Raw genomic sequence first — 26465 nt, 5'->3', positions numbered from 1 at the left:
GGTGTCATCGGCGAGGCGCACTCCACCGGCTCCGGCCGGCCGTGGATCGGGCGGTGTCCCGGCGGCGCGTCATACGAGCAGTTCCGCCAGGTCGTAGCTGACCGGCTCCTCCAGTTGGGCGTACGTGCACTGCTCGGGCTCGCGGTCGGGGCGCCAGCGGCGGAACTGCGCGGTGTGGCGGAAGCGGTCGCCCTGCATGTGGTCGTAGGCGACCTCCAGCACTCTTTCCGGGCGCAATGGCAGCCAGGAAAGGTCCTTCTTGCCGGTCCAGCGGCTCACTCCGCCCGGCAGCCGCCCCGTGGCCTGCGCCTCCTCGCTGGTCCACCGCTCCCAGGGGTGACCGGCCACGGAGTCCGTCATCAGCGGCTCCAGTTCGGTCATCAGCGCCTTGCGCCGGGCCATCGGGAAGGAGGCGCACACGCCCACGTGCTGGAGCGCGCCGGACGCGTCGTACAGGCCCAGCAGCAAGGAGCCGACCACCGGGCCGCTCTTGTGCAGCCGCAGGCCCGCCACCACGCAGTCCGCGGTCCGCTCGTGCTTGACCTTCACCATGACCCGCTCGCCCGGCCGGTACGGCAGGTCGTGCGGCTTGGCGACCACTCCGTCCAGGCCCGCGCCCTCGAACCGGTCGAACCAGGTACGGGCCAGCTCCAGATCCTCGGTCGCGGGCGCGGTGTGCACCGGCGCGGCGGCCGGGCCCAGCGCCTCGACCAGCGCCTGGCGCCGCTCCCGCTGCGGGGTGCCCATCAGCGAGGCGTCGCCCAGGGCGAGCAGGTCGAAGCCGACGAAGGAGGCCGGGGTCACCTCGGCCAGGTGGCGCACCCGGGAGGCGGCCGGGTGGATCCGCTCCAGCAGCGCCTCGAAGTCCAGCCGCCCGCCGCGCGCGATCACGATCTCGCCGTCCAGCACGCAGCGCGGCGGGACCTGCTCGGTCAGCGCCGCCACGACCTCGGGGAAGTAGCGGGTCAGCGGCTTGCCGGAGCGGCTGCCCAGCTCGACCTCATCGCCGTCCCGGAACACGATGGCCCGGAATCCGTCCCACTTGGCCTCGTACAGCATGCCCGGCGGGATCCGCGCGGCGGTCCGGGCCAGCATCGGCTCCACGGGTGGCATCACGGGCAGGTCCATGGTCCGATTGTGCGTCCGGCGCCCGGGGCGCGCACAGCCGCCACGCACGCGCCGCGTACGCGCCGGCGGACGGGAAAGGCACCTCGAAGGGGCACGCGGGGGAGACGAAAGGAAGTGCTCCGGGAACGCGCCGGAGCGTCCGCCGGCGCGCGATGCGACCCCCGTCGGCCTAACGTGGGGGCATGGCGGAGTCGCTGGAGCTGACGGTCGGCGGGCGTACGGTCAAGGTGTCCAATCCGGGCAAGGTCTACTTCCCGCAGCGCGGGTTCACCAAGGGGGACGTGGCCCGCTACTACGCGAGCGTCGCCGAGGGAGCCCTGCGCGCCCTGCGGGACCGGCCGACCACCCTCCAGCGCTACCCCGAAGGGGTGGACGGCGAGTTCTTCTTCCAGAAGCGGGCCCCGAAGAACCTGCCCGACTGGATCCCGACCGGCCGGATCGCCTTCCCCAGCGGCCGGTACGCCGACGAGATCTGCCCCACCGAACCCGCCGCCGTGCTGTGGGCGGCCAACCTCGGCAGCCTCACCTTCCACCCCTGGCCGGTGCGCCGCGCCGACACCGAGCACCCCGACGAACTGCGCATCGACCTCGACCCGCAGCCCGGTACCGGCTACGCGGACGCGGTGCGCGCCGCCCTCGAACTGCGCGACGTGCTGGACGGCCTGGGCCTGGCCGGCTGGCCGAAGACCTCCGGCGGCCGGGGCATCCACGTCTTCGTGCCCATCGCTCCGGAATGGACGTTCGTCCAGGTACGGCGCTCCGCGATCGCCATCGCCCGCGAACTCGAACGCCGCGACCCGGAACGCATCACCACCGCCTGGTGGAAGGAGGAGCGCGGCGCGAAGATCTTCGTGGACTACAACCAGACCGCCCGCGACCGCACCATCGCCAGCGCCTACTCCGTACGGCCCTTCCCGCACGCCCCGGTGTCCGCGCCGCTGCGCTGGGAGGAGGTGCCGGACGCGGTCCCCGAGGACTTCGACCTGGCCACCATGCCGGACCGGTTCGCCGAGGTGGGCGATGTGCACGCCGACATGGACGAGCACGCCTTCCGGCTGGAAGCCGCACTCGAACTGGCCACCCGCGACGAGAGCGAGCACGGCCTCGGCGACCTGCCGTACCCGCCCGAGCACCCCAAGATGAAGGGCGAGCCCAAGCGCGTGCAGCCCAGCCGCGCGAAGAAGACGCCCTGACGCCCCGGCGCCCCGGGCGCCGCCTTCACCCCCCCCGCCGGCCACGGATCAGGTGGCCAGCGGCAGCGCGGTGCGCGAGGGGACGGGAGCCAGCACGTCGGCCGGGACCAGTTCCTCGGTCTCGTCGTCGATCAGGGAGACCCGGACGGCCGGGTTCTCCGTGGTGTCGATGGTGGCCGTGCGGTCCAGGGCGAACAGGACGCTGACCGGGTGGGCGCCGCGCATGTCCTCGTACACCCCGGCGAAGCGCAGCACCCGCCAGCCCTCGTCGTCCCAGGAGTCCAGCAGCGCCGAGCGGACGACCGGGGAGGCCGCCTGCCAGGCCAGCGAGCGTTCCAGGAGCTCCACCGACGCGGCGACCGGCACCTGTCCGGCCGGTCCGGCCGAGGCCGGCAGCGGGTTGCCGAACAGCCTGATCCGGGCCCGGCGCAGCGGCAGCAGCCACAGCCGGTCCAGATCGGCCGTCAGGGCGCCGACCACCACGGTCGCGGCCACGAGGAACACCGTGGAGACGGCCGGCCGGTCGGCGATCCGCGACCACCACGAGGTGTCCGCGGTCGCCGCCGCGGCGCCGCCCAGCACGACCAGCCCGGCCCGGCTGAAGGACAGCAGGCCGATCGGACCCTCCTGCTTGGCGCTGCACCCGCAGGACGACTCGGGCGCGGTCGCCCTGGCGTAGCCGAGGTAACCGGTGAAGCCCAGGCCCAGCGCGGCCGTGGCGGCGCCCGGGACGACCGCGGTGGGCGCGGCCAGCAGCGCGGCGGCCAGGGCGACTTCCACCCCGCCGATGGTACGCAGCGCGAGCGCGGCCCGCCGGGCGTCGCCCAGCACCCGTACGAGCACGGTGTCGGCGGCCACTTGCGCGGTCCGCCGGCCGAAGAGCTTGCCCGCGCCGGTGACGGCCAACAGCACGGCGCAGACCAGGGGCGCGAGGTCGGAGACGACCGGAATCATCGCCGCGCCCCCTCAGTGCCCGACCGTGACACGGGCGATGTCGATGGCGTCGTCCGCCGGCCGCCAGGCGCCCAGGATCTGCGCGGCCTGCCCGATCCGGACCCGGGACAGGTCCGGGGTGAGGGCTCCGCCCAGGTAGGAGGCGGTGGTGGTGTCGGGCACGACATGGCCCACCGTCTCGTGGCTGCCGTGCGTGAAGTGCAGCCGGTCCTTGGCGATGCCGCGGATGGTGACGTACAGGTTGACGATGTTCACCCACACGGCGTCCGCCGCGATGGTGCCGTCGGGCATGTCCACCCCGCGGGCGTACAGGCCGTCGCCGACCTTGACGGCGTCGGCGGTGGTCGGGCGCAGCTTCCAGATGCTGGTGACGTTGGTGAGCTGGATCAGGTGCTGGTCGCCGTAGGAGCCGGCGACCTCCAGCACGCTGCCTTTGATCCGGGTGATCCGGCCCTCGGCGAAGGCCGACTTGGTGATCGCCGGGTCGAGCGACGGCATGGGTTCGGCGAACGCGGCGTCCGCGTCCAGGCCGCCCAGCGCCGAGGCGCCGACGATGGTGGCGCCGCCGAGCGCGGCCGTGGTCAGGAAGCGCCGGCGGTCCAGCGGCCGCCCCGTGTTCTCGTGGTTCTGCCTCATCTGCGCTCTCCTTCCGGGCCTGGTCACTCGTAGATGTAGACGGGCAGCTTGCCGGAGCTGAGGTTGCCGATCGCGGAGAACGCGGCCGGCGTCAGGTCGATCACGCGGTTGGTGCGGCAGGAGCCGTTGCAGCAGGTCGCCTCGCCGCAGAAGCTCTGGGTGCGCGGGCCGCAGTCGGAGACGGTGACGCAGACGGAGGCGCCGGAGCACTGGTGCTTGACGTTCATCACCGAGCCGCAGGCGCGCTGGACGATGGTCTCGCCGCACAGGTCGGGGCGGGTGATGCTGAAGCACGCCGCCGAGGTGTTGGGCCACGCCGCCTGGTGGGCGTTGGACTGGCAGGTGCCGCAGGCGCCGGTGCCGGCGCTGCCGCACGGGCCCCAGGAGCTGCCGCAGCAGAACCAGGTGGTTTCCCCCGCCCACAGGGCGGTCGATCCGCAAGCCATGTGATTCCCTTCGCGTCCCGCACAGGCGCTCCTCATGAGGGATGACCTGTGCATGACAATTCGGACGACGCAGGAGGCGTACCGCGAAGTGGGGGGTCGCGGCGCGATCGCGAGAAAATCGCGAGAAAGGTGAACCTGCTGCGCCGGGTGGGATGGACGTGTCGGCCGTGCAGGTGGAGCACCGACATGATGCACCCGTTCTACGCGCGTCCGGAAGGGGCGGGACGCGACTCCTGGGCCCGCCGGCCCACGGCCTCCACCAGTGGCAGCACCCGGTGCGCCACCCGCTCCCGCAGGGCGATCTCGGTGCGGGTGCGCACCACCCCGGGGAGCTGGATCAGCCGCTGGATGATGTCCTCCAGGTGGGCGTTGTCCCGGGCGACGACCCGGGTGAGCAGGTCCCCGCCGCCCGTGATGGAGTACGCCTCGATGATCTCGGGCACCGTCGCGAGCGCGTCACCGACGTCGTCCAGGTGGCCCTGGGTGACCTCGATCCGGACGAAGGCCAGCACCGGGTGGCCCAGTGCGACCGGCGAGATCCGCGGGCCCGCCGCGGTGATCACCCCGTCGCGCTCCATCCGGTCCAGCCGGGCCTGCAGGGTGCCGCGGGCCACGCCGAGGATCCGCGCGTACTCACGGACGCTGGTCCGCGGCTGGTCCAGCAGCAGCCGCAGGATCCTGGCGTCCAGGGCGTCCACCGCCATCGTGCCCCCTGGTCCCTCACGGTCGGTCACCTGGCATATGCACCGTACCAATGGCACACACAAGAGCGATCAAAATGAGCCATCACAGGCACGGTTGGCCTTCGGGTCGGGCAATCTGTCAGTGGCCGGGCCCGTGAGGGGTCCGTACGCCGCGGCGCGCCGGGCCCCGGGGGCGACGCGGGCGCCGCCAGGTACTACTCTCAGCCGCCGTACGGACATCAGGCGGAAGAGGTACGGCAGTGGCCGGGCACGCATACATCGGGTCCTTCACCACGGAAGGAGGCCGCGGACTGACCACCGCGGCCGTCGACCCGAACTCGGGAGCGCTCACCGCGCTGGGGGACACGGCCGAGGTGCCGAATCCTTCCTTCCTCGCGCTGTCGCAGGACGAGCGCACTCTGTACGCGGTCAGCGAGACCGAACCGGAGGGGGCCGCGGCCGCGTTCTCCCTCGCCGACCCGGCGGCGCCGCGGCTGCTGGGCGCGCCCGTGGCGGTGGGCGGCGGCGCCACCACGCACCTGAGCGTGTATCAGGGCCACCTGCTGACGGCCAACTACGCGGCGCCCGGCAGCATCAGCGTGGTCTCGATCGGCGCGGACGGCGCGCTGGGCGAACTGCGGTCCGTCCTGGAGCACGAGGGCGACGGGCCGAACCGGGAGCGCCAGGAGGCCCCGCACGCCCACGCGGTGCTGCCCGACCCGGCCGGGCGCCGCGTGCTCACCGTGGACCTGGGCACCGACTCGGTGCGGGTGTGCGAACTGCTCGCGGACAGCGGCGAACTGGAGATCGACCGGGAGCTGGGCCTGCGCTCCGGCATCGGTCCGCGGCACATGACCTTCCACCCCGCCGGCACCCACGCCTACGTGATGAACGAGCTCGACTCGATCGTCACCGTGTGCCGTTGGGACGCGGAGAAGGGGTCGCTGCGCGCCCTGGCCGAGACCCGGGTGCTGCCCGAGGGCACCGAGGGCGAGAACTACCCGTCGGAACTGGTCGTCTCGCCCGACGGCCGGTTCGCCTGGGCCGCCAACCGCGGCCACAACAGCATCGCCGTGCTGACCCTGGACGAGTCCGGCGAGCGGCTGGAGCTGGCCGACACCGTCTCCTGCGGCGGCGACTGGCCCCGCCACCTGACCCTCGACCCGTCCGGCACCCGGCTGTATGCGGCCAACCAGCGCTCCGGCGACGTCACCTGGTTCGAGGTCGACCCGGCCACCGGCATCCCCAAGCAGGCCGGCTCGCTGGCGCTGCCCGCGGTCTCCTGCGTGGTGTTCGCCTGAGTTCGCCCGATCCGGGGCCCTGCCCGGCTTCGGACGGCGCCCGGAACGCGTCGGCGGGCGGCCCCGGTCGAGGGGACGCCCGCCGGTGTGACGGTCCTTCGTGCGCCGTTGAGCCGGTACGCCGTGCCCGTCGCCGTACCGCCTCCGTATCGGGGGCGGTACGCGTCAGCGCGAGGGCGCGCCCTGCGGCTGCTGCAGCGCGATGCCGACCGCGCCGGCGTACTGCGCGACGACCAGCTTGCCGACCGCCGGGTAGGGGCCGAGCGCGTCGGCGCCGGAGCACTCGGCCTCCGCGGCGGCGGTGTGCAGCAACTGCGGCGCGATCTCCGGACCGATCAGGCACGGCGCCAGCGCCAGCGTCGCCGAGCCGGAGGAGCGCAACTGCTCGGCGGCCCGGGCGATCGCGCCGTCCTCGTCCAGCGCCGCGGCCAGCACCGGTACGGCCAGCCGCGCGGCCAGCAGCAGCCCGGTCACTCCGGCGGCCTGCGCGGCCTCCTCGCCGCCCACCGTGGCCAGGATGATCCCGTCGGCCGCGGTCGCCACGGTGAACAGCCGGGCCCGGTCGGCCCGGGCCAGCCCCGCCTCGGACAGCCGCACGTGCAGCGCCTCGGCGAGCAGCGGATGCGGGCCGAGCACCTCGGTGAGGTCCACCTGCGCCTTGCTGTCGGCGATGGCCTGCCGGATCCGGCGCAGCACCGCCCCCTCCGGGCCGGCCAGCAGCGGCACCACGACCGCGGCGGTGTCCTCCCCGGGCCGGTCGGCCGCCACCTGGTCCAGCACCGAGCGCAGGGCGGGGAACTCCTCGTCGTCGCCGTCGACGAACGCGATCCGCGGATCGAGCCCGGACAGCTCCGACCGGGCGATGCTCACGACCTCCTCGGCCAGGCTCAGCGCGGCGGCGGTCGGAGTGCCGGGGACGGCGAGAACCAGCACCGGCGCGCCCTCGGGCGCGGACAGCGCCTCAGGACGGCGGTGTCGCCCGGGCTGGCGCGGACGCGGCATTCGAACGGGGAGGCCGGAACCGGGGCCTGTGGCAGTGCTCATGGCGACGCATGCTAACGCGTTGCGGCGCCTACGTGTTCGCGTGGGTACGAGGGCGGCCGGTCCTGTCCGGAACTGTCCGTTTCGCTGGTCACGACGGGTCATGGCACGAGCCGGGCACGTACACGTATCCGAATCCGAGTGCCCGCCGGGCACCCGATCCGGCCGCTTCCACCGGCGTCCGGAACCTCGGTCGATCTCCGGTTCGGCGGCTTCCGATGCGGTGGATTCCGCCTCGGTGATGGCAGGTGCGTTGACTCCTCGGCCCGGGTTCGGCCCGGTGCTCACGACGCGGTGAGGGTGAGCAGCGCAGGGTCGGCGGGCAGTGGGAGGTCGCCGCGGTGCAGGGCGCCGGCGATCAGCAGGGCGCCGTCCAGCGGGTCGCCCGCGGCCGGGACGAGCACGGCGTCGGGCAGCAGCCACTGGGCCTGGTCGCGCAGCGGACCGAGCAGCGGCTCGCCGAGCCGGAACAGCCCGCCGGTCAGCGCCACTTCGACCTCGCCGGGACCGGGCCGGACGGCCGCGGCGGACTCCAGGACGTGGGCCGCGGCCCGGCGCAGGATGTCCGAGGCGACCGGGTCCTGCGCGGCGCAGTCGGCCACGTCGGGCGCGAACGAGGCCAGCACGGCGGGCCGCTCGGGGCGCGGGTAGAGCTGTCCGGGCAGCGTGGCCGGCGGACCGAACCGTTTGTGCGCCCGGGCCAGCAGGGCGTCCGAACCGCCGGCCCGGCCGTCGTACGCCCGCATGGCGGCCTCCAGCCCGGCCCGGCCGATCCAGGCGCCGCCGCCCGCGTCGCCCAGCAGGTGGCCCCAGCCGTCTGCGCGCCGCCAGCCGGTGCCGTCAGCGGCCGTGCCCAGCGCGATCATGCCGGTGCCGGCCGCGACCACCACGCCCGCGCGCAGGCCCAGCGCCCCCGCGTAGGCCGTGACCGCGTCGCCGGCGAGCGCCAGCCGGCGCACTCCCAGGCGCTCGCGCAGCGCGCCGGGCAGCCGGGCCCGCAGGTCCTCGCCGAGCGACGCCATGCCGGCCGCGCCCACGCAGGCCGCGACCGTGCGCCGCGCGCCCACCTCGCGCAGCAGGGACTCGGCCAGCGGCAGCGCGAGGGACAGCAGGTCGGCGGCGTCGATGCCGTGGGCGCCGGTCACCGCGGGCCGGCCGGAGGTCAGCGGGGCGGCCGCGTAGGAGCCGTCGGCGCGGGCCAGCGCCACGCGCAGGCCGGAGCCGCCGGAGTCCACGCCCAGCACCCAGGTGTCGCCGGACGCGCCGGCGGCGGCGGGCGGCGGCCCGGCCGCCGGGTCCGGGGACGCCGGACCCGCCGTCATCCGAGCCCGCGGGAGTCCTGCTTGAGCGCGGTGTCCACGGTGAGCGCCGAGGCGACCACCATGCTCAGCAGCGGGTCGTCGAGCGGCCGGTGGATCTGCAGCACATAGTTGTCGGCCGTGGTGAACATGGTCTTCGCCAGGCCCTCCCACGTCTTGGTGATCCGGCCGATCTCGGTCTCGGTGTGGTCGACGATCGCGAAGTTCCAGGCCCGCCAGTTCTCCGCCTTGATGGCGCCGATCTTCTGGCCGTTGTACATGAACGCGAAGTTGATCTTGCCGATGGCGTTCTGCTGCACGATCTCGCCGAGCGGCTCGCCGCTGGGCCGCTGCACCAGCACCTTGGACTTGATGAACTTGGCCGGCCGGGTCAGCACGAGCTGCGGTTGCCCGTGCGCGTCCCGGACCTCCAGCTTGTGGGTGAGGAACTGGTCCACGCTGGAGACGAACCGCAGCACCTTCTTCGCGGTGCTCTGCCCGACCTCGACCACCGAGCCGAGGGTGTTGCCGTTCTGGTCGAACACGCTGTATTCGTTGACGAGTTCGATCAGTTTGGCCTTCTGGTTGACGACCAGGACCGGCTCGGAGAACAGGGTGCCGCCGCCGAACGCCGTCGGCGCTATGCCGGCCTGTTGCTGCACCTGCTTCTGGACCTTCGCCGGCTCCGGCGGCCTGCTGACGTTCAGCTCCCAGGCGTTCCCGCCGCCCTGCTGCTGCGGCTGCTGCACCTGCCCGGGATTGGTGTGCTCGGTCCACTGGGCGCCGTCCCAGTATCTGAGCAGATTCGGTGTGCCTTGCGGGTCGGCGTACCAGCCCGCGGGGGGAGTGGGATGCGTCGTCACCCGGGCAGGGTATCGTGGCGCGCCCCTTACGGGCCCCGGCCGCGGTGCGGCAAGGGCCCTGGGGACGCCGGGCGCAGGATTCAGGGAAGCTGCCAGTTCACCGGCTGCGCGCCCTGCTGGGCCAGCATGTCGTTGGCCCGGCTGAACGGGCGCGACCCGAAGAAGCCGCGGTCGGCCGACATCGGCGAGGGGTGCGCGGACTCGATGGCCGGCAGGTGGCCCAGCAGCGGCCGCAAGTTGCGGGCGTCGCGGCCCCACAGTATCGACACCAGCGGGCGGCCGCGCCCGGCCAGCGCGCGGATCGCCTGCTCGGTCACCTCTTCCCAGCCCTTGCCGCGGTGGGCGGCCGGCTGCCGGGGCGCGGTGGTCAGCGCCCTGTTGAGCAGCAGCACGCCCTGCCGGGTCCACGGGGTCAGGTCGCCGTTGGACGGCCGGGGCAGGCCCAGGTCGGCGTTCATCTCCCGGAAGATGTTCTCCAGACTGCCGGGCAGCGGGTTGACGTGCGGCGCGACGGAGAAGCTGAGCCCCACCGCGTGGCCGGGCGTCGGATACGGGTCCTGGCCGACGATCAGCACCCGTACCTCGTCGAACGGCTGCTGGAAGGCCCGCAGCACATTCGCTCCCGACGGCAGATAGGTGCGGCCGCCGGCGATCTCGGCGCGGAGGAAGTCCCCCATCGATGCGATCCGGCTTGCCACGGGTTCGAGCGCCTTCGCCCAGCCCGCCTCGACGATCTCGTGCAATGGTCGTGCAGTCACGGTCCGTCACTCTACTGGCTGAACGACCGTGCCCGGCACGGGTGTCGGCCGGGGCTGTGGGCAATTGCGGGCAAGCGCCCCGCCCGGCCGGCGATCCCGTCCTCGGCCCCGGCGTCAATTCCCCACTCTTCCTCCGCTCCCGGCGGCGTTTTCGGGTGCGGTCCGGCCCGGCTACACCACCGCCGCCCGTACGCAGAGCACGTCCGGCAGGTGGGCCGCGGCCTGCTCCCAGGTGTCGCCCTGGTCGGCGCTGGCGTACACCTCCCCGTTGCGGTTGCCGAAGTAGACCCCGCCCGGGTCGCCGTCGTCGGTGCTCATGGCGTCGCGCAGCACCACGCCGTAGCACGGCTCCTCGGGCAGCCCGGCGGACAGCGCCGCCCAGGTGGCCCCGGCGTCCTCGGTGCGGAACACCCGGCAGCGGTGGTCCGGCGGCATCCGGTACGCGTCCGCGCGCAGCGGGAAGACGTAGGCGACGTCGCCGCGATGCCTGTGCGTGGCCACGGCGAAGCCGAAGTCGGCCGGCAGGCCGCCGCCGATGTCCTGCCAGGTGGCGCCGCCGTCGTCACTGCGGTAGACGCCGCCGTGATTCTGCAGGTAGAGCCGGTCCGGGTCCACCGCGTCCTGGGCGATCTTGTGGACGCACTGCCCGAACTCCGGGAAGCGGCGCTCCTCGGGCAGGAAGGTGGCCTGCACGCCGGTGTTGGACGGCGACCAGTGCCCGCCGCCGTCCTTCGATCGGTACACCCCGCCGGTGGAGACCGCGACGGTGACCAGGTCCGCGTCCGCGGGATGGGTGACCACCGTGTGCACCGCCTGGCCGCCGAATCCCGCCTCCCACTGCGGGCGTTGCGGGTGCTCCCAGAGACTGCGCACGAAGCCGAAGGTCTCACCGCCGTCCTCGGAGCGGAACAACGCGCCGGGCTGGGTCCCGGCGTACACCACGCCGGGCGCGGCCGGGCCCGCCGGGTGCAACTGCCAGACCCGCTCCAGCGAGACGCCGGTGTCCTCGGGGAACTTCACGGCGGGGCGGGCCGGTTCGTGCCAGGAGGCGCCGAGGTCGTCCGAGCGGAAGACCGACGGCCCCCAGTGCGAACTGTCCGCACCCGCCAGCAGTCTCGGCGTCCCGCCGCGGGTGTCGATCGCCAGCGAGTACACCGCCTGCATCGGGAAGTGCGGCCCGGAGAACTCCCAGTGCCGGCCGCCCCGCCCGCGGCCGCGCCGGCCCAGGAACAGTCCCTTCTGCGTGCCCACCGCGAGCAGCACGTCCGCCATGGCGCCTCACCTCCGTGATGATCGGTGTGTCCCCCATCACAGAGTCTGCACCCGGCCACTGACAAAGGCCCCCATTCGGCGGATCACCGCAGATCAGGGACGAGCCGTGGGCTCGTACGCGGGTACGCGGGCGGCCGGAAACCGCCGGTGCGGGACGGGCCGTTCGTACGCCGGCCCGGGGTACGAACGGCCCGCCGCGGTCAGCGCGCGGCCCGCGGGTATCCCCGCAGGTACTGCGCCGGGATCCGCGCCGCCTCGGGCACGCCGAGTTCGCGTGCCGCGTCCAGCGGCCAGGTCGGGTGGCGCAGCAGCTCCCGGCCGAGCAGTACGGCGTCGGCCTGTCCGGTGGCGAGGACCGTCTCGGCCTGGCGGGGCTGGGTGATCTCGCCGACCGCGGCGACCGGCAGGTCGGTGGCCGCCTTCACCCGCGCGGCGAACGGCACCTGGTAGCCGGGGCCGGTGGGGACGGTCGCGGTGGCCGCGTTGCCGCCGGTCGAGACGTCGAGCAGGTCCACGCCCCGGGCCAGCAGCTCCTTGGCGAACCGCACTGTCTCGTCGGCCGTCCAGCCGCCCTCGTCGAGCCAGTCGGTGGCGGAGATCCGGAAGAACAGCGGCAGGTCGTCCGGCCACACCTCGCGTACCGCGTCCACCACTTCCAGCGCGAAGCGGATCCGGTTCTCGAACGGGCCGCCGTAGCCGTCGGTGCGGCGGTTGCTGTGCGGGGACAGGAACTCGCCGACCAGGTAGCCGTGGGCGCCGTGCACCTCGGCGACCTGGAAGCCGGCCGCGAGTGCCCGCCGGGCGGCGGCCGCGAACTGCGCGACGACCTGCTGGATACCCGCCTCGGAGAGCTGCACGGGCACCGGGTGCCGGTCGGAGAAGGGCACCGCGCTCGGTGCGACCGTCTGCCAGGCGCCTTCGCCGGCCCCCAGGGCCGCGCCGCCGTCCCACGGCCGCCGCACGGACGCCTTGCGCCCGGCATGTGCGAGCTGGATGCCCGGGACCGCTCCCTGGGCCTTGACGAAGGCGGTGATCCGGGCGAACGCCTCGGCCTGGCGGTCGTTCCAGATGCCGAGGTCGTGCGCGCTGATCCGGCCCTCGGGGGCGACCGCGGTGGCCTCGGTGAGCAGCAGCCCGGCGCCACCGGCGGCTCTGGCGCCGTAGTGCGCGAAGTGCCAGTCGGTGGGGACGCCTTGCTCCTCGCCGTCCGCGGCGGCCGAGTACTGGCACATCGGGGCCATCCAGACCCGGTTGGGGACGGTCAGCGACCGCAGGGTCAACGGCTCGAACAAGGCGCTCATCGCACGCTCCTCGTCAGGGGGTCGGGCAAAGGGCCCGGCTGAGGCCATGGACCCGGCTGTCACGATAGGCGCCGTAGTACGGTATCTGTCAAACTACGCCGGACGTCGAACTACGCCGTGCGTCGAACCAAGGTGCCTTCGTATCATGGTCCGCATGACTGCCCGGCCGCTGGTCACCGCCCCCGCCGGAGCCGCCCCGGGGCGCATGCTCGCCCACCCCGCCCCCGCGGACATCCGGCTCACGGACGTGCTGCACGCCCTGTCCGACCCGGTGCGGCTGACCGTGGTCCGCGCGCTGGCCGGCGCCCGCACCGAACTCACCTGTTCCGATGTGCCGCTGCCGGTCACCAAGTCCACGACCACGCATCACTACCGGGTGCTGCGCGAGGCAGGGGTGATCACCCAGATCTACCGGGGCACCTCGAAGATGAACGCCCTGCGCCGCGACGACCTGGACCGGCTCTTCCCGGGGCTGCTCGACAGCGTCCTGGCCGCCGCGGACGCCCAGGCGCGGCGCATGGGCGAGCGGTGACGCCCGGAGCGGTCGGCGCCGGGCGCTGCGCGGGCAGCGGGCCGCCCGTCGGTGGCCGGTAGCCGACGCTCACCGGTTTCCGGGCCGCCCGCCGGACGGCTGTGCCGCGTGCATGTGCCGCGGGCAGGTCACAGTGCTGGGAAGTCCGCCGGGAGGCGGGTGCCGACCGCCGGAAGGTCCGCCTCCTCCTCGCTCGGCGGCCGGCCGAGGGACCATTTCAAGTCAAACCGCTGGAAGAGTTCGGCCCGCAGCCGGGCCACCGGCATGGGCGCGCCGGGCAGCAGCAACGCCACCGTGGCACCCATCAGCAGCGCGCGCAGCAGCCGGTACTCCTCCTCCGCGTCGTCCGCCGCGCCCCAGGCCTCCACCGCGCCCCGCAGCAGGGCGGCGAGTCGCTGCTGCTCGGGGCACTGGATGAACCCTTCCTGCAGGATCGAGGCCATGTGGGTGCGCATCAGCCTGGTGTGCGTCTGCGTCAGCTGCAGGATCGCGTCGATGGCCCGGGCCAGCACTTCGTCCCCGTCGACGGCCGGCGGCTCGGCGTCCAGCGCCGCCGCCAGTTCCGTGTGCATCAGCCGGTGCACGGCGGACTGCAGGAGCGCGCGCTTGCCGGAGAAGTAGTACGAGACCAGGCCGCGGGCGGAGCCGGCGCGCTGGGTGATGTCGGCCAAGGTCGTGGCCTCGTAGCCGCGTTCCTCGACCAGCTCGACAGTGGCCTGCAACAGCCGCTCCCGGGAACGCTGACGCATGGCTTCATTGACCGATGCGCTGCGAGGGGACATGCTTTACTCCTGCGTTGACTGGCTGCGAGCCAATATACTCAGCGCGTCCCGCCGGACCACGGACCGTGCGGGAATCCAATGATGGACGCCGGTCCCGGCGACGCGGGGGATCGTCGGGATCGGCGTTCGTCGTACGTAGGGCCTGCCCGTGCCGGTTCCGGCTCGAACGGGCCGGTCGCGGCCCGGTGCCGGTCCTCGTACCCGGTGTCGCGGCACGGTCGCCCGTGCCCCTGCTCCCCCGTGCACGGTACGCCTCAGCCGAGCAGGTCCAGTACGCCGCGCAAGGCGTACGGCCGCTGCGCGACGGGCAGCGGGTCCACCAGGAGCACCCGGGAGCCCAGTGCCGCCGCGGCGCCGTCGGCCCGCGCGCTGTCGCCGACCATCACGGCGTCCTCCGGCGCCACCCCCAGCGCTTCGCAGGCGATCCGGAAGATCCGCGCATCGGGCTTCATGACGCCGTGCTCGCAACTGAGCACAAAGGCGTCGACATATCCGTCCAGACCGTGCGCGCGGAAGACCGGACGCAGGTCCCAGCCGATGTTGCTGACCACCGCCACCGGCACTCCGCGCGCCCGCAGTTCGCCGAGCACCTGCCCGGCGTCCGGGTACGGCTGCCACGCCGCGGGGTCGTGGTGGCGCGCGTAGAGCGCGTCGTGGACGTCCCAGGGCAGGCCCGTGGTGCGCGACAGGCCGGTGTACGCGGCCCGGTGCCGCTCGGCGTTCAGGTCGCGGTCCCGCCAGGTGGCGGCCAGGGCCGCGGGCACCTCGCGGGGAAGCGCGCCGCCCGGCTGCGCGCCGGCTTCCTCGAGCCGCCGCGCCCAGCCCGGGATCTCGTCCTCGGTGGCCGGCACGCCCTGTTCGGCCAGCACCGCCCCCAGCCAGGCCGCGGCGGGCTCCATGCGGAAGAGGGTCCCGGAGAAGTCGACCATGCAGCCCTTGACCGTCATCGGCTCGTCCTGTCCTCGTTGTCGTGCGCAATTCCGTGCGCCCTGAGTCGTCGGGGGGCCGTCGTACGGCCGGGGTCGGCCGCCGGGCCTGCCCCCGTCCCGTGGTGCGGGGACCGCCGCTAGGTGAGCGCGCTGATGCCCGGGCCGAAGGCGATCAGCAGCGGCACCGCCGGGATCAGCAGCGCGTACGCGGTGATCTGTACCCGGCGGGCCAGCGGCAGTCTGGGCGCGGGGTCCAGCAGTCGGTGCACCCGGCCGGGCAGCACCGCGCCGGTGGCCGCACCCGGCCCGAACACCCCGCGTTCCTCGTTGAGCTGGACCAGGGCGAGCGCGGTGTTCAGGCGTCCCACCCGGCGAGACGCGGTGTCGTCGGCGGCCAGTTCCACCAGGTGGTGCACCTGGTCGCGGAAGGCCGCGAAAACCGGCACCTGGGGGAAGGCTCCGGCCAGCGCCCCCGCGCAGTGCAGAAGGACGTCGTGCCGGGCCCGTACGTGCCCCTGCTCGTGCTCCAGCACCGCGTCCAACTGGCGGCCGCGCAGCCGGTCGAGCGCGGCGGTGGTGATGACCAGCCGCTGGTCGGCGCCGGACAGCCACCAGGCGTCCGAGCGCGGGTCCTCCAGTACCACCAGGCGCTCGCCGGGCGCCGGCTCGGCCCACTCGCCGGGCAACCGGGGGGCGCGCGCCCGCAGTTCGGCCCGGCGCTGCCGCCGCCTGGCACGTGCGGCCCGCACCTCGCGGGTGAGCATCGCCGCGGTCCACAGCCCACCCAGCGCCAGCAGGATGGCCAGGGCGCCCGCCCAGCGGCCGTGCGCGGAGAGCCCGTAGGCGTCCGCCGCGCCGCGCGGCGCGAAGGCGAAGACATGCCCGCGCACCTGCCACCAGGCCGCGGAGGCCAGCAGCGCCATCGCCGACACACAGCACAGCAGCACCGCGGCGACCACGCACTGCCAGACCCACAGGGCCAGCACGGGTTCTCGCTCCGGCCAGTCGGCACGGGCGAACAGACGCGGCGCCATTGCCGCCGCAAGTGCGCCGAGAATCAGCAGCACGAACGGGACCGTCATGCCGATCACCCTAGGAGGCGGGGTAATGCCTTGGCACGGCCGTGGACCACATGTGACGCATCACTCACAGCATGTGTCGGTAGTGGCCAACCCGTCGACGCGGCCAGCGCGTCCATACAGCGGTGTGACGGCCAGGCCACGGGCCGGTAGCGGATGGATCACAGGCCGTGAACTCACCCGGGGCGGATGGTTGGTCTCTACCACAATGAGCCGAATCCAAGCGGATCAGCTCAAGGGGGGACTCATGCGCCGAATCGGCGTCACCATTACCACAGCCACACTCGTCGTCCTGCTCGCGGCCTGCAACAGCGGCGGCACCAGCGTCAACAACACCCCGGACAAGGCCACCACCAAGGCGGCTGCCCCAACGAAGAAGGCGGTCGCGCCGACGGCGAAGCCCACTACCGCGAAGCCCAAGCCAGCCGTCGCGCACGTCGGCGACACGCTCACCGTCCACGGCTACGAGAACGGCTCCCAACTGGCCGTCACCCTCGTCAAATGGCTGCCCACCGCGAAGAGCAGCGACGAGTTCATGACCCCCGACGCGGGGAAGCGGTACGCCGCGGCGCAGATCCGCATCACCAACACCGGGACCGCCGCCTACTCGGACAGTCCGTCCAACGGGGCGCAGGTCGCCGATGGCTCGGGGCAGCGGTTCGACTCCACATTCGCCGACGTGACCGCCGGCCCGTCGATGGCGTCCAGCGTGACGTTGAAGCCTGGGGACAAGGCATTGGGCTGGATCACATTCGAGGTTCCCAAGGCAAGCACGATCACGGCGGTGCAGTTCACGATGGACTCCGGGTTCGCCGACGAGGTCGGCGAATGGCGTATCCCCTGACCGCCTGACCCCACGATCGCCGCGCCTGTGCTGCGTGGCCCGCAGGCCGCTGTCAGAAGGCGACGCCTGCCCCGTGCGGTCCGAGACCCTCGTCCGGGCCGCACGGCCTTCCGCCCCGCCGAAGAGGTGGACGGCGGCATCGACCTTCTCTCCCATCCGACTCGCGGCGATTGCTTGACCGCAGGTCAGACCCCGGCCGTCACATCGCGAGCAGCATCGCCAGCATGCCGAGGGCCATCGTCACCCGGCAGGCGATGGCCACTTCGGGGGCGTACCGGGCGGAGACGCCGTCGGCCCGCACTCCCGCCCCGGCTCCCGCGGGTATCAGGGACAGCGCATGCCGGTGGGCGGGCGCGGCCACCAGGAGCATTCCGGCGCGCAGCACGTATCCGGCGAAGTAGAGCAGCAGGAGTCCGGTCAGCAGCGGGACGCCGGGGGCGGCGTGTCCCGCGTGCTCGGCGTGCGCCGAATGCGCCGCTCCCGGGCGGGCCATGGACAGCGCGACGTAGACCATCGCCGCCGAGCACACCGAGTGGTGCAGATGGTGTCCGCCGCGGCCGCGGGCCGCCCACAGGGAGCGCGCGCCGGCCAGGGCGAAGACCGCGGTGAAGACCGGGGCGCACCACGGCCACGGGTCGAAGACGGACAGCGGGACCGCCATCACGGCCATGCCCGTGCCCATCAGCGCTTCGTCGGTGGACTCGCGGCGCACCAGGCAGGTGGTCGCCGCCGCGGCGCTGAGCACCACGAGCAGCCACGCGACGAGCGGTGGTCCGTGCATGGAGCCTCCAGTTCGCGGCGGGCCGTTCCCCTGCCGTGAACGACGGCCCGTCAATCAGATGCCCGGACCATATGGCGCACAACCTCGCGCACGGAATCCCTGGCGGCGCGCGCGGGGTTGACCTGCTGCTTTCCGTGCGCCCCGCACTACCCCCGGCAATCTGGGAGAAAATGTCCGCCGCGGACCGTTGCAGGCCCCGATCGCGGGCGGTCACCGCAGGCCCGGCTGCCGGGCCGGATGCCGTGTCGGCGCCCCGGGATAGCCTGTCCGCCATGGACATCGCCGCGCCCGCCTTCCGCCCCGCCACCCCCGACGACGTGCCCGCCCTGGTCGCCCTGATCGAGTCCGCCTACCGGGGCGACTCCAGCCGGGCCGGCTGGACCACCGAGGCGGACATCCTGGAGGGGCAGCGCACGGACCCCAGGGGCGTGCTGGAGGTCATCGAGAAGCCGGACAGCCGGCTGGTGGCGGTCGAGACCGACGGCGAACTGGTGGCCTGCTGCCAGTTGGAGCACCGCGGGGAGCACGCGTACTTCGGCATGTTCGCGGTGCGCCCGGAGCTCCAGGGAGCGGGGCTGGGCAAGATGATCATCGCCGAGGCGGAACGATTCGCCCGCGACGAGTGGGGCGTTGCCGAGATGCACATGACGGTGATCTCGGTCCGCGAGGACCTGATCGCCTGGTACGAGCGCCGCGGCTACGCCCGCACCGGCCGGATGAGCCCCTTCCCGTACGGCGACGAGCGCTTCGGCCTGCCGACCCGCGACGACCTCCAGTTCGAGCTGCTCACCAAGAAGCTGCCCTGACGGGCCGCCTCGTCACGGTCGTCCGGGCCCAGCACCGCCGGGCACAGCACTGCCGGTCACAGCCGGCCCGCCTCGGTCAGCCGCCGCAGGAAGTCCCGAGTGCGCTGCTGCCGCGGGGCGCCGAACACCTCGGCAGGAGTACCGCGTTCCAGGACCACGCCCGCGTCCAGGAAGCACACCTGGTCGGCGACGTCCCGGGCGAAAGCCATCTCGTGGGTCGCGAGCACCATGGTCATGCCCTCCTCCTTCAGGTCCCGGATCACCGCAAGTACTTCGCCCACCAGCTCCGGATCGAGGGCCGCGGTGACCTCGTCGAGCAGCAGCAGCCGGGGCCGGGTCGCCACTGCCCGCAGGATCGCCACCCGCTGCTGCTGGCCCCCGCTGAGCCGGTCGGGATACGCGCCCGCCCTGTCGGCCAGTCCCAGCCGGGCCAGCAACTCCAGGGCCTCGGCCTCGGCCCGGTCCCGGGGCACGCGGTGCACCCGGCGCGGCGCCAGCGTGATGTTGTCGAGCACGGTCATGTGCGGGAAGAGGTTGTACGACTGGAAGACCACGCCGATCCGGCGGCGCACCGCGTCCTGGTCGACTCGCGGAGCGGTGATCTCGGCGCCGTCCAGGAAGATCCCCCCGTCGTCCACCTCCTCCAGCAGGTTGACGCACCGCAGCAGCGTGGACTTGCCCGAACCCGAGGCACCGATGAGCGCGGTCACGGTGTGTACCGGCACCTCCAGCGTCACATCCCGCAGCACCAGCGAGGAGCCGTAGCCCTTGCGCACCTCCTCCAGGCGCAGTACGGGCTCGCCGGCCGCGGATTCGGCTCCGGCCGGTCCGGGTGCGTCGACGGTCATACGGCGCCTCCTTGCGACTGCCGGGCGTTCATCCGGGCCGCCACCCAGTCGGTGAACCTCGTCATCGGAATGGTGATCACCACGAAGATCAGGCCCGCCACGACATACGGCGTGTAGTTGAAGTCCCGGCTGGCGATGATCTCCGCCGCGTAGACCGCGTCCACGGCGCCGCCGATCGACACCAGGCCGGTGTCCTTCTGAAGCGACACCATGTCGTTGAGCAGGGCCGGCACCACCAGGCGCACCGCCTGCGGCAGGACCACGTGCCGCATGGTCTGCGCGGTGGTCAGGCCGAGAGAGCGGGCCGCCGCGCGCTGACCCGGGTGGACCGACTCGATGCCGGCCCGGAACACCTCGGCCACGTACGCGGTGTACGTCAGGCACAGCGCGAACCCGCCGAGCAGCACCGGGTCGTGGGTGACCCCGCTCAGCCGCAATGCCGGGACGCCGAACACGCAGACCAGGATGCAGATGATCAGCGGCAGCCCGCGGAAGAAGTCGACATACACGGTGGCCAGCGCGCGTACCGGGAAGAACACCGGGCCGCGCAGGGTGCGCAGCATCGCCAGCAGCAACCCCGCGACCAGCACAATGGCGCCGCACACCACGAGCAGTCGCAGGTTCAGCCACAGGCCGTCGAGCACCTTGGGCAGCGCGACCCGCGCGTAGTGCGCGTTCAGGAAGGTGGCCCGAGTGCGCTGCCAGCCCGGGGCGTTCACCACCAGGGCGACCAGGACGGCCGCGGTCGCCGCCGAACTGACCGCCGCGACGGCGAACGACCGGCGGGTGCGGGCCCGCCGGTAGCGCTCCCGCGCGATCCGCCGCGCCGAAGGGACGTACGCCGCTGGCGTGGCCTTGACGTCGGGCGGCCCGCCGGTCACGTCTTCGCCCTTGCCGCCGGCCATGTCGCCGGGCCGGTCGTCCGCGTCGTCCGAGACGGTCACTTGAGCACCGGTGCGTCGACCGCGTCCGACAGCCACTGCTTCTCGAGCGCGGCCAGTGTGCCGTCGCCGCGCAGCGCGGTCACCGCCTGGGAGACGCAGCGGGTGAGCGGGCTGCCCTTGTCCAGCACGAGCCCGAACTGCTCGGGCGTGCCGCCGGTCGAGGCGAACTGCCCGGCGACCCTGGCGTCGGGCACCTCGGCGCCGGTGATGTAGAAGGCGGTCGGCAGGTCCACCACGATCCCGTCCACCTGGCCGTTCTTGAGCGCTGCCACGGCGAGGTCGTTGCGCTGGTAGACGGCCGGCTGCCGGTCCGGCTTCACCACGTCGGTGATGGTGTCGAGGCTGGTGGTGCCCACCTGGGCGCCGAGTTTCGCGTTCCTCAGGTCGGCCAGGGTGCGGGCCTTGGCGGCGGGGGAGTCCTTGCGGACCACGAGCGCCTGGCGCACGTCGTAGTAGCCGGGCGAGAAGTCGACGGCCTTGCGGCGGTCGGCGTTGATGGACACCTGGTTGATGTCGAAGTCGAAGTCCTTCACGCCGGGGGAGAAGGCCGAGTTGAACGGCACCTTGCGCCAGACCACCCGGTCCGCGGTGAAGCCCAGGTGCTTGGCCACCGCGTAGGCGACGGCCGACTCGTAGCCCTTGCCGTTGGAAGGCTTGTTGCCGGAGAACCACGGGTCGTACGCCGGGTCGTCGGTGCCCACCGTGAGCTTGCCCTGGGCGCGGGTGGGCAGCGACGCGGCCGAGCAGGAGGCGGCGCTCGCCGCAGCCGTGCCCGGCCCTGGGCCGGACGCCTTGCCGTCGTCCTGCGGGGAGCACGCGGCCAGGGCGAGGGTGGCGGTCAGCAGGGCCGCCGCCGCAAGGGGCGTACGGTGTGGGGACGTGCGCATCGGCAGAAGCATGGCCGGACCTTGGCACCGCGGCGGCACCGCTGTCCACGCGGTTGGGGCCCGGGTCCGGATGGCGGACCTTTGTGTCCGCTGTGTTGCGGACGGTCGCGTGAAGTGGCCGGGCCGGCACGTAGGGTGACGGTACCCTACGGGCGTCCGCGGGGCAGTACGCGCCCCTACCGGGCCGCCGGGGCCGGTTCCTCGGGGAGGTCGGTGGCGGCGCCGTCCAGGCCCAGGGCGCGGGCCAGGGCCCAGTCCTGGGCGGTGTTGACGGTCCAGGCCATCACGGCGATGCCGGCGGCCTGGCAGCGGCGGACGATGTCCAGGCTGAGCCGGGTGAGGTCCAGGCTGACCAGGCGGGCGCCCACCGCCTCGGCGCGGGTGACGATGTCCGGGCCGAGGTCGCTCGCCACCAGCACGGTGCGCACCTCGGGCAGCAGCGCGTGGATCTCGGCCAGGGCCTCGTCGTGGAAGGACAGCACACTGACTCGGCCGGTCTCGCCGCGCTCGCGCAGCACATCGGCGACGGCACGCGCCGCGGCCACGTCCTTGATCTCGGCCTGAACGGGCTTGCCCACCGCGTCCAGGACCTCCTCGAAGACCGGCACCCGCTCGCCGAGCCCGGCGTCCAGGCCGCGGATCTCCGCGATCGTGAGGTCGCGGATCCGGCCGGTGCCGTCGGTGGTGCGGTCCACCGTGGCGTCGTGCATGACGACCAGGGCGCCGTCCTTGCTCAGGTGCAGGTCGAGTTCGATCTGGTCCATGCCCGCCTGCTCGGCGCGGCGGAAGGACCGCAGGGTGTTCTCCGGCTCCACGCCCATGACCCCGCGGTGACCGACGGTGAGGAAGCTCATGGCCGTCACCCTAGCGACCGCGGGCGTCGGCCAGCCGAACGCGCCGTGACGACTCGGCGTTCACCCGGCCGCCGTCCCGCGTCCCGTCACCCTTTCCCCGTACGCCGCATTCCACAAATTTTACGGGCCGCTCCCTGGGCACTGGCCGCAAAAATTACGGCTGGCGAAGGATACGACAGGACAATCTTCGGGTGCTCCTCTTGATGACACGCCGACGCGATGGATACGGTGTCTTGACGGAAGGTTCTCTTGCGAAGGAGGGGTCATGGCTGAAGTTCTTTCGCCGAAGGTGGCGGGAGAGGACGGGATATCCGGCGGGAGCGTCACCGGCCACCCCCAGTGGGGCGTGCTGAAGCAGGCCGTCGAGGCGATCCGCCCCTGGCAGCGCAAGGACGGCTCGATCGACTTCGACGCCGAGGACGCGCCGTCCCGCGCGGACGCCGAGCGCACCCTGGGCCGCGCGGTGGACGCGGTCGAGCAGCTCTCCCCGCTGCTCCCGCACGACGCCGACTACCACCGCGCTCTGGTCGCCGACCTGCGCCGCTGGGCCGGCGGCGGCTTCGCCGTCCCCGACTTCCTCGACTCGCTGCTGGCCTTCCGGCCCGCCGCCGACCGCCGGGACGGCCTCCAGCACCTGGTGGTCTTCCCGATGTACACCCAGAACGGCAACCCCGACCGCAACCTGGAGGCGGTCGTGCTGCGCGTGGTGTGGCCGCAGTGGCTCGCCGAGCTGGAGCGCACCCGGTACGACAACCCGATGTTCGTGCCCATCACCTTCGAGGACTTCACCCCGGGCTACGACACCAACTCCGCGGTCCTCTTCCCGGAGACCGTCGCCGTCCGCGAGGCTCCCGACCGCTGGACCTGGGGCGCCATCTTCTGCGACCGCGAGGCCGCCCGCTTCCGCTCGGTGACCGCCGCCGCCGTGGACGTCCTCGGCCTGGAACTGCCCGAGGACGCCGCCCGCCTGGTGGCCGACCAGGAGGTGGCCCAGCAGACCTATGTGCTGTGGGACATGATCCACGACCGCACCCACAGCCACGGCGACCTGCCGTTCGACCCCTTCATGATCAAACAGCGCGCGCCGTTCTGGATGTACGGCCTGGAAGAGCTGCGCTGCGACCTGACCGCGTTCAAGGAAGCGGTGAAACTGCAGGCCGAGGGCCACCCGATGGGCCTGGGCGTGCAGTACGCGATCCTCTTCGACCGGCTGTTCCGCTTCCCGGTCACCGGCGACCGCGTGCGCAACTACGACGGCCTCGGCGGCCAGTTGCTGTTCGCCTACCTGCACCAGCACGACGCCGTACGCTGGACGGACAACACCCTGCACATCGACTGGGAGCGCGCGCCGCAGGTCACCAACCAGCTCTGCGCCGAGATCGAGACGCTGTACCGGGACGGGATCGACCGGCCCAAGCTCGTGCACTGGTTCGCCGCCTACGAACTGGTCGCCCGGTACCTCTCCCCGCACCCCGGCTCGGTCTGGGCCCGGGGCCCGCGGGCCCTGGACCTCTCGCTCCCGCCCCGCAAGCTGGTGGACGACGTGCTGCCGGACGAGTTCCCGCTCAGCATGTTCTACGAGGCCCTTGCCAAGAAGCTGCGTACAGTGATCGCCTCTACCAAGGGCATCACCGGCGAGAGCGCGCTGCGGGGCGCCGCGTGACCGGTCCGGCCGAGGAGGCGCAGATGACGACCGACACGTACACAGGTGGCCTGAGCGGTGCGGTGATCGCGGTGGCCGGCGCCGGGGGACCGGCCGGGCGCGCCGTGCTCCAGCGGCTCGCGCGGGCCGGCGGCCACGTGATCGCCGCCGACGCCGACGCCGAGCGGCTGGCGCAGGCCGTGGACGCCGCGCAGTACGACGCGGGAGGCGCGGACATCACCGGCGAGGTCGTGGACCTGCTCGACCTGGAGGTGACCCGGGACTGGGCGGACCGGGTCGAGAAGGACCACGGCCGGGTGGACGGGGTGGTGCACCTGGTCGGTGGCTGGCGCGGCTCCGCCTCCTTCCCGGAGACCGACCCGGCCGACTGGGACGTGCTGGAGAAGCTGCTGATCCGCACCGTGCAGAACACGTCGCTCGCCTTCCACGACGGGCTGCTGCGCAGCCATGGCGGCCGGTACGTGCTGATCAGCGCGGCCGGTGCCACCAAGCCCACCGCGGGCAACGCCGCCTACGCCGCCGCCAAGGCCGCGGCCGAGGCGTGGACCCTGGCGATGGGCGACTCCTTCCGCAAGCTCGGCGGCGACGACGGCCCCAGGGCGGCGGCCACCGTTCTGGTGATCAAGGCGCTGGTGCACGATGAACTGCGGGCCCAGCGCCCGAACGCCAAATTCGCCGGTTTCACCGACGTCCGCGACCTGGCCGACGCCATCGCCGACGTCTGGAACCAGAGCCCAACGGAAGTGAACGGGACCCGACAGTGGCTGACGCCTCAACCGTGACCGACCAGAACGACCAGAACACCGAGAACGCCCGGAACACCGAGAACGGCGCCGCCCCGCACACCGACGCCGTACGGCGGCACGACCCCCAGATGCGCGGTTTCGCCAGCGACAATTACGCCGGGGTGCACCCCGAGGTGCTCGCGGCGATAGCCCTCGCCAATGGCGGCCACCAGGTCTCCTACGGCGCGGACGTGTACACGCAAGCCCTCCAGGAAGTCTTCCGGGCCCACTTCGGACCGGCCGCCGAGGTCTTCCCGGTGTTCAACGGCACCGGCGCGAACGTGACCGCGCTCCAAGCGGTCACCGAGCGCTGGGGCGCGGTGATCTGCGCCGACAGCGCCCACATCAACACCGACGAGTGCGGCGCGCCCGAGCGCATGGGCGGCCTGAAGCTGCTGACCGTGCCCACCCCGGACGGCAAGCTCACCCCCGGGCTCATCGACCGGCAGGCGTACGGCCTGGACGACGAGCATCGGGCACAGCCCCAGGTGCTGTCGATCACCCAGAGCACCGAACTGGGCACCCTGTACACGCCCGAGGAGATCACGGCGATCTGCGACCACGCCCACGAACTGGGCCTGACCGTCCACATGGACGGCTCCCGGATCGCCAACGCCGCGGCGGCCCTCGGCGTGCCGATGGCCCGCTTCACCACCGACGCCGGGGTGGACCTGCTGTCCTTCGGCGGCACCAAGAACGGCCTGCTGCTCGGCGAGTGCGTGGTGGTGCTCCGCCCGGAGGGCGTGCGCTCCATCCGCTACCTGCGCAAGATGTCCATGCAACTCGCCTCCAAGATGCGCTTCGTGTCGGTGCAGTTCGAGGCCCTGCTGGCCGGCGACCTGTGGCTGCGCAGCGCCGCCCACGCCAACGCGATGGCCCGCCGCCTCGAGCAGGCGGTGCGCGGCATCGACGGGGTGAGCGTGGTGCGCCCGGTGCAGGCCAACGCCGTCTTCGCGCTGCTGCCGCGCGAGGTCAGCGAGCGGCTCCAGAAGCGCTACCGCTTCTACTTCTGGAACGAGGCCACCGGCGAGGTGCGCTGGATGTGCTCCTTCGACACCACCGAGGCGGACGTGGACGGCTTCGCCGCCGCCATTGCGGAGGAAATGGCGGCCTGAGCGGTCGGGGCTCAGCCTCTGTCTGCATAAATATGCGGGGAGCGGAATATTGAGTGGACGGGCGGTCGGGAGCCTCCTAGGGTCGGCGCATGCAGCCGATTCCGGAGACCTCCGACCGCTCCGCCTTTCTCGCCGCCGACGAGGCCGTCGACCACGATCACCGGGTCGTACGGGAGACCGCCGCGCGGCTGCGGGCCGCGGCTCCGGACCCGTACGGCTACGCGCGCGCCGCCTTCGAGTTCGTCCGCGACCAGGTGCCGCATTCGTACGACAGCCGCGACGAACGGGTGACCTGGCGCGCCTCCGACGTGCTCACCCTGCGCACCGGCATCTGCTACGCCAAGTCGCACGCCCTGGTCGCGCTGCTGCGGGCCGAGGGCATCCCCGCCGGGCTGTGCTACCAGCGCCTGACCGAGGACGACGGAACCGAGCCGGTGATCCACGGCCTGATCGCCCTGCTGCTGCCCGGCCGCGCCGCCTGGTCCCGGCTGGACCCGCGCGGCAACAAGCCCGGCATCGACGCCCGCTTCGACCTGGACGAGGAGCACCTGGCCTGGCCGGTGCGCCCGGCCCTCGGCGAGTACGCCTACCCGCTGGTCCACGCCGCGCCGCCCGCGCCCGTACTGGACTGCCTGCGGCGCGCCACCCGGGCCAGTGCCATCGACCTCCCCGCCGACCTCCCAGGCGCTCCCGGGCAGTGACGGCCACCGCGCGGGCCGCCGGGAATCAAACCCCGCCCCGG

Annotated in this window: 28 protein-coding genes; 9 read left to right on the top strand and 19 right to left on the bottom strand. The window is 73.0% G+C overall.

Annotation, left to right across the window (positions count from 1 at the left end; all coding sequences use genetic code 11):
* Positions 1–69 precede the first annotated feature (69 nt).
* Positions 70–1128, bottom strand: coding sequence for an ATP-dependent DNA ligase (locus ITX44_RS23820; RefSeq protein WP_205359376.1), 1059 nt, complete (start codon positions 1126–1128; stop codon positions 70–72).
* Between the two features lie 182 nt (positions 1129–1310).
* On the opposite strand from ITX44_RS23820, the gene ligD reads away from it, so the two are divergent.
* A complete protein-coding gene (gene ligD / locus ITX44_RS23815) occupies positions 1311–2321 on the top strand; it encodes a non-homologous end-joining DNA ligase (RefSeq protein ID WP_205359375.1) in 1011 nt (336 codons plus the stop codon).
* 48 nt (positions 2322–2369) lie between these two features.
* Here the strand turns inward: ligD and ITX44_RS23810 are convergent, their stop codons facing one another.
* The 4 genes from ITX44_RS23810 to ITX44_RS23795 all read right to left on the bottom strand — a co-directional run bounded on the left by ITX44_RS23810 (position 2370) and on the right by ITX44_RS23795 (position 5061).
* Positions 2370–3275 carry a MauE/DoxX family redox-associated membrane protein gene (locus ITX44_RS23810; protein WP_205359374.1) on the bottom strand — a complete coding sequence of 302 codons (906 nt, stop codon included), beginning with the start codon at positions 3273–3275 and terminating at the stop codon, positions 2370–2372.
* A 12-nt stretch (positions 3276–3287) separates the two neighbouring features.
* Positions 3288–3911, bottom strand: coding sequence for a cell wall protein (locus ITX44_RS23805; RefSeq protein WP_205359373.1), 624 nt, complete (start codon positions 3909–3911; stop codon positions 3288–3290).
* A gap of 23 nt (positions 3912–3934) precedes the next feature.
* Positions 3935–4357, bottom strand: a complete 423-nt coding sequence (locus ITX44_RS23800) for an RlpA-like double-psi beta-barrel domain-containing protein (protein ID WP_205359372.1) — start codon at positions 4355–4357, stop codon at positions 3935–3937.
* Positions 4358–4557: 200 nt separating this feature from the next.
* Entirely contained in the window at positions 4558–5061 is a 504-nt protein-coding gene (locus ITX44_RS23795; RefSeq protein ID WP_205359517.1) for an Lrp/AsnC family transcriptional regulator, read from the bottom strand.
* Positions 5062–5300: 239 nt separating this feature from the next.
* Here ITX44_RS23795 and ITX44_RS23790 point away from each other — a divergent pair, with 239 nt between their 5' ends.
* Positions 5301–6341, top strand: a complete 1041-nt coding sequence (locus tag ITX44_RS23790) for a lactonase family protein (protein WP_205359371.1) — start codon at positions 5301–5303, stop codon at positions 6339–6341.
* A 165-nt stretch (positions 6342–6506) separates the two neighbouring features.
* Here ITX44_RS23790 and ITX44_RS23785 read toward each other — a convergent pair whose 3' ends face one another.
* From ITX44_RS23785 to ITX44_RS23760, 6 genes are all read right to left on the bottom strand, one after another.
* A complete protein-coding gene (locus ITX44_RS23785; protein WP_205359370.1) occupies positions 6507–7385 on the bottom strand; it encodes a sirohydrochlorin chelatase in 879 nt (292 codons plus the stop codon).
* 281 nt (positions 7386–7666) lie between these two features.
* Positions 7667–8704 (bottom strand): N-acetylglucosamine kinase, encoded by a 1038-nt coding sequence (locus ITX44_RS23780; protein WP_205359369.1) that lies wholly within the window; start codon positions 8702–8704, stop codon positions 7667–7669.
* Positions 8701–9543, bottom strand: coding sequence for an LURP-one-related family protein (locus tag ITX44_RS23775; protein ID WP_205359368.1), 843 nt, complete (start codon positions 9541–9543; stop codon positions 8701–8703). The genes ITX44_RS23780 and ITX44_RS23775 overlap by 4 nt, the downstream gene beginning before the upstream one ends.
* Before the next feature lie 80 nt (positions 9544–9623).
* Complete coding sequence (locus ITX44_RS23770) at positions 9624–10301, bottom strand: uracil-DNA glycosylase (RefSeq protein WP_205359367.1); 678 nt, start codon at positions 10299–10301, stop codon at positions 9624–9626.
* A 171-nt stretch (positions 10302–10472) separates the two neighbouring features.
* Complete coding sequence (locus ITX44_RS23765; RefSeq protein WP_205359366.1) at positions 10473–11573, bottom strand: WD40/YVTN/BNR-like repeat-containing protein; 1101 nt, start codon at positions 11571–11573, stop codon at positions 10473–10475.
* Between the two features lie 200 nt (positions 11574–11773).
* Positions 11774–12874, bottom strand: a complete 1101-nt coding sequence (locus tag ITX44_RS23760; protein ID WP_205359365.1) for an NADH:flavin oxidoreductase/NADH oxidase — start codon at positions 12872–12874, stop codon at positions 11774–11776.
* A 154-nt stretch (positions 12875–13028) separates the two neighbouring features.
* On the opposite strand from ITX44_RS23760, the gene ITX44_RS23755 reads away from it, so the two are divergent.
* On the top strand, positions 13029–13406 hold the full coding sequence (locus ITX44_RS23755; protein WP_205359364.1) for an ArsR/SmtB family transcription factor: 378 nt from the start codon (positions 13029–13031) through the stop codon (positions 13404–13406).
* 128 nt (positions 13407–13534) lie between these two features.
* Here the strand turns inward: ITX44_RS23755 and ITX44_RS23750 are convergent, their stop codons facing one another.
* The 3 genes from ITX44_RS23750 to ITX44_RS23740 form a co-directional block, all read right to left on the bottom strand.
* Positions 13535–14188 (bottom strand): TetR/AcrR family transcriptional regulator, encoded by a 654-nt coding sequence (locus ITX44_RS23750; RefSeq protein ID WP_205359363.1) that lies wholly within the window; start codon positions 14186–14188, stop codon positions 13535–13537.
* 254 nt (positions 14189–14442) lie between these two features.
* Entirely contained in the window at positions 14443–15135 is a 693-nt protein-coding gene (locus ITX44_RS23745; protein WP_205359362.1) for an HAD family hydrolase, read from the bottom strand.
* A gap of 119 nt (positions 15136–15254) precedes the next feature.
* Positions 15255–16199 (bottom strand): M56 family metallopeptidase, encoded by a 945-nt coding sequence (locus tag ITX44_RS23740; protein WP_205359361.1) that lies wholly within the window; start codon positions 16197–16199, stop codon positions 15255–15257.
* A gap of 244 nt (positions 16200–16443) precedes the next feature.
* Between ITX44_RS23740 and ITX44_RS23735 the strand changes: the two genes are divergently transcribed.
* The gene (locus ITX44_RS23735; protein ID WP_205359360.1) at positions 16444–17040 is read left to right on the top strand and encodes a DUF4352 domain-containing protein; all 597 of its coding nucleotides are present in this window, start codon (positions 16444–16446) and stop codon (positions 17038–17040) included.
* Positions 17041–17239: 199 nt separating this feature from the next.
* On the opposite strand, the gene ITX44_RS23730 is transcribed toward ITX44_RS23735, so the two are convergent.
* Entirely contained in the window at positions 17240–17821 is a 582-nt protein-coding gene (locus ITX44_RS23730) for a DUF5134 domain-containing protein (protein ID WP_205359359.1), read from the bottom strand.
* Positions 17822–18093: 272 nt separating this feature from the next.
* Here ITX44_RS23730 and ITX44_RS23725 point away from each other — a divergent pair, with 272 nt between their 5' ends.
* Positions 18094–18627, top strand: coding sequence for a GNAT family N-acetyltransferase (locus ITX44_RS23725; protein ID WP_205359358.1), 534 nt, complete (start codon positions 18094–18096; stop codon positions 18625–18627).
* A gap of 56 nt (positions 18628–18683) precedes the next feature.
* Here the strand turns inward: ITX44_RS23725 and ITX44_RS23720 are convergent, their stop codons facing one another.
* The 4 genes from ITX44_RS23720 to ITX44_RS23705 form a co-directional block, all read right to left on the bottom strand.
* Positions 18684–19475 (bottom strand): amino acid ABC transporter ATP-binding protein, encoded by a 792-nt coding sequence (locus tag ITX44_RS23720; protein ID WP_205359357.1) that lies wholly within the window; start codon positions 19473–19475, stop codon positions 18684–18686.
* Positions 19472–20380 (bottom strand): amino acid ABC transporter permease, encoded by a 909-nt coding sequence (locus ITX44_RS23715; RefSeq protein WP_205359516.1) that lies wholly within the window; start codon positions 20378–20380, stop codon positions 19472–19474. Before ITX44_RS23715 ends, ITX44_RS23720 begins: the two co-directional genes overlap by 4 nt.
* 35 nt (positions 20381–20415) lie before the next feature.
* Positions 20416–21306, bottom strand: a complete 891-nt coding sequence (locus ITX44_RS23710; RefSeq protein ID WP_236061415.1) for an ABC transporter substrate-binding protein — start codon at positions 21304–21306, stop codon at positions 20416–20418.
* Between the two features lie 176 nt (positions 21307–21482).
* Positions 21483–22160: a glycerophosphodiester phosphodiesterase gene (locus tag ITX44_RS23705; protein ID WP_205359355.1), complete on the bottom strand. Its 678-nt coding sequence runs from the start codon at positions 22158–22160 to the stop codon at positions 21483–21485.
* A gap of 265 nt (positions 22161–22425) precedes the next feature.
* On the opposite strand from ITX44_RS23705, the gene ITX44_RS23700 reads away from it, so the two are divergent.
* From ITX44_RS23700 to ITX44_RS23685, 4 genes are all read left to right on the top strand, one after another.
* Positions 22426–23823 (top strand): DUF6421 family protein, encoded by a 1398-nt coding sequence (locus tag ITX44_RS23700; protein WP_205359354.1) that lies wholly within the window; start codon positions 22426–22428, stop codon positions 23821–23823.
* Between the two features lie 23 nt (positions 23824–23846).
* Positions 23847–24605 carry an SDR family NAD(P)-dependent oxidoreductase gene (locus ITX44_RS23695; protein ID WP_205359353.1) on the top strand — a complete coding sequence of 253 codons (759 nt, stop codon included), beginning with the start codon at positions 23847–23849 and terminating at the stop codon, positions 24603–24605.
* A 92-nt stretch (positions 24606–24697) separates the two neighbouring features.
* Positions 24698–25723 carry a threonine aldolase family protein gene (locus ITX44_RS23690; RefSeq protein ID WP_205359515.1) on the top strand — a complete coding sequence of 342 codons (1026 nt, stop codon included), beginning with the start codon at positions 24698–24700 and terminating at the stop codon, positions 25721–25723.
* A gap of 89 nt (positions 25724–25812) precedes the next feature.
* Positions 25813–26424 (top strand): transglutaminase-like domain-containing protein, encoded by a 612-nt coding sequence (locus ITX44_RS23685; RefSeq protein ID WP_205359352.1) that lies wholly within the window; start codon positions 25813–25815, stop codon positions 26422–26424.
* The last annotated feature ends 41 nt before the right edge of the window (positions 26425–26465 follow it).

The organism is Actinacidiphila acididurans, from assembly GCF_016918855.1.
GTDB lineage: Bacteria > Actinomycetota > Actinomycetes > Streptomycetales > Streptomycetaceae > Actinacidiphila > Actinacidiphila acididurans.
The sequence above is the reverse complement of the archived record's forward strand: the minus strand, read 5'-3'. Positions and strand labels throughout refer to the sequence as shown.

Excerpts from the sequence above, each read along its gene's own strand:
- ITX44_RS23750 (WP_205359363.1), bottom strand. The coding sequence starts at position 14,188 with ATGTCCCCTCGCAGCGCATCGGTCAATGAAGCCATGCGTCAGCGTTCC.
- ITX44_RS23740 (WP_205359361.1), bottom strand. The coding sequence starts at position 16,199 with ATGACGGTCCCGTTCGTGCTGCTGATTCTCGGCGCACTTGCGGCGGCA.
- ITX44_RS23795 (WP_205359517.1), bottom strand. The coding sequence starts at position 5,061 with ATGGCGGTGGACGCCCTGGACGCCAGGATCCTGCGGCTGCTGCTGGAC.
- ITX44_RS23715 (WP_205359516.1), bottom strand. The coding sequence starts at position 20,380 with ATGGCCGGCGGCAAGGGCGAAGACGTGACCGGCGGGCCGCCCGACGTC.
- ITX44_RS23690 (WP_205359515.1), top strand. The coding sequence starts at position 24,698 with ATGCGCGGTTTCGCCAGCGACAATTACGCCGGGGTGCACCCCGAGGTG.
- ITX44_RS23755 (WP_205359364.1), top strand. The coding sequence starts at position 13,029 with ATGACTGCCCGGCCGCTGGTCACCGCCCCCGCCGGAGCCGCCCCGGGG.
- ITX44_RS23725 (WP_205359358.1), top strand. The coding sequence starts at position 18,094 with ATGGACATCGCCGCGCCCGCCTTCCGCCCCGCCACCCCCGACGACGTG.
- ITX44_RS23765 (WP_205359366.1), bottom strand. The coding sequence starts at position 11,573 with ATGGCGGACGTGCTGCTCGCGGTGGGCACGCAGAAGGGACTGTTCCTG.
- ITX44_RS23745 (WP_205359362.1), bottom strand. The coding sequence starts at position 15,135 with ATGACGGTCAAGGGCTGCATGGTCGACTTCTCCGGGACCCTCTTCCGC.
- ITX44_RS23700 (WP_205359354.1), top strand. The coding sequence starts at position 22,426 with ATGGCTGAAGTTCTTTCGCCGAAGGTGGCGGGAGAGGACGGGATATCC.
- ITX44_RS23730 (WP_205359359.1), bottom strand. The coding sequence starts at position 17,821 with ATGCACGGACCACCGCTCGTCGCGTGGCTGCTCGTGGTGCTCAGCGCC.
- ITX44_RS23720 (WP_205359357.1), bottom strand. The coding sequence starts at position 19,475 with ATGACCGTCGACGCACCCGGACCGGCCGGAGCCGAATCCGCGGCCGGC.
- ITX44_RS23820 (WP_205359376.1), bottom strand. The coding sequence starts at position 1,128 with ATGGACCTGCCCGTGATGCCACCCGTGGAGCCGATGCTGGCCCGGACC.
- ITX44_RS23785 (WP_205359370.1), bottom strand. The coding sequence starts at position 7,385 with ATGAGCACTGCCACAGGCCCCGGTTCCGGCCTCCCCGTTCGAATGCCG.
- ITX44_RS23685 (WP_205359352.1), top strand. The coding sequence starts at position 25,813 with ATGCAGCCGATTCCGGAGACCTCCGACCGCTCCGCCTTTCTCGCCGCC.
- ITX44_RS23800 (WP_205359372.1), bottom strand. The coding sequence starts at position 4,357 with ATGGCTTGCGGATCGACCGCCCTGTGGGCGGGGGAAACCACCTGGTTC.
- ITX44_RS23710 (WP_236061415.1), bottom strand. The coding sequence starts at position 21,306 with ATGCGCACGTCCCCACACCGTACGCCCCTTGCGGCGGCGGCCCTGCTG.
- ITX44_RS23735 (WP_205359360.1), top strand. The coding sequence starts at position 16,444 with ATGCGCCGAATCGGCGTCACCATTACCACAGCCACACTCGTCGTCCTG.
- ITX44_RS23810 (WP_205359374.1), bottom strand. The coding sequence starts at position 3,275 with ATGATTCCGGTCGTCTCCGACCTCGCGCCCCTGGTCTGCGCCGTGCTG.
- ITX44_RS23805 (WP_205359373.1), bottom strand. The coding sequence starts at position 3,911 with ATGAGGCAGAACCACGAGAACACGGGGCGGCCGCTGGACCGCCGGCGC.
- ITX44_RS23780 (WP_205359369.1), bottom strand. The coding sequence starts at position 8,704 with ATGACGGCGGGTCCGGCGTCCCCGGACCCGGCGGCCGGGCCGCCGCCC.
- ITX44_RS23760 (WP_205359365.1), bottom strand. The coding sequence starts at position 12,874 with ATGAGCGCCTTGTTCGAGCCGTTGACCCTGCGGTCGCTGACCGTCCCC.
- ligD (WP_205359375.1), top strand. The coding sequence starts at position 1,311 with ATGGCGGAGTCGCTGGAGCTGACGGTCGGCGGGCGTACGGTCAAGGTG.
- ITX44_RS23705 (WP_205359355.1), bottom strand. The coding sequence starts at position 22,160 with ATGAGCTTCCTCACCGTCGGTCACCGCGGGGTCATGGGCGTGGAGCCG.
- ITX44_RS23695 (WP_205359353.1), top strand. The coding sequence starts at position 23,847 with ATGACGACCGACACGTACACAGGTGGCCTGAGCGGTGCGGTGATCGCG.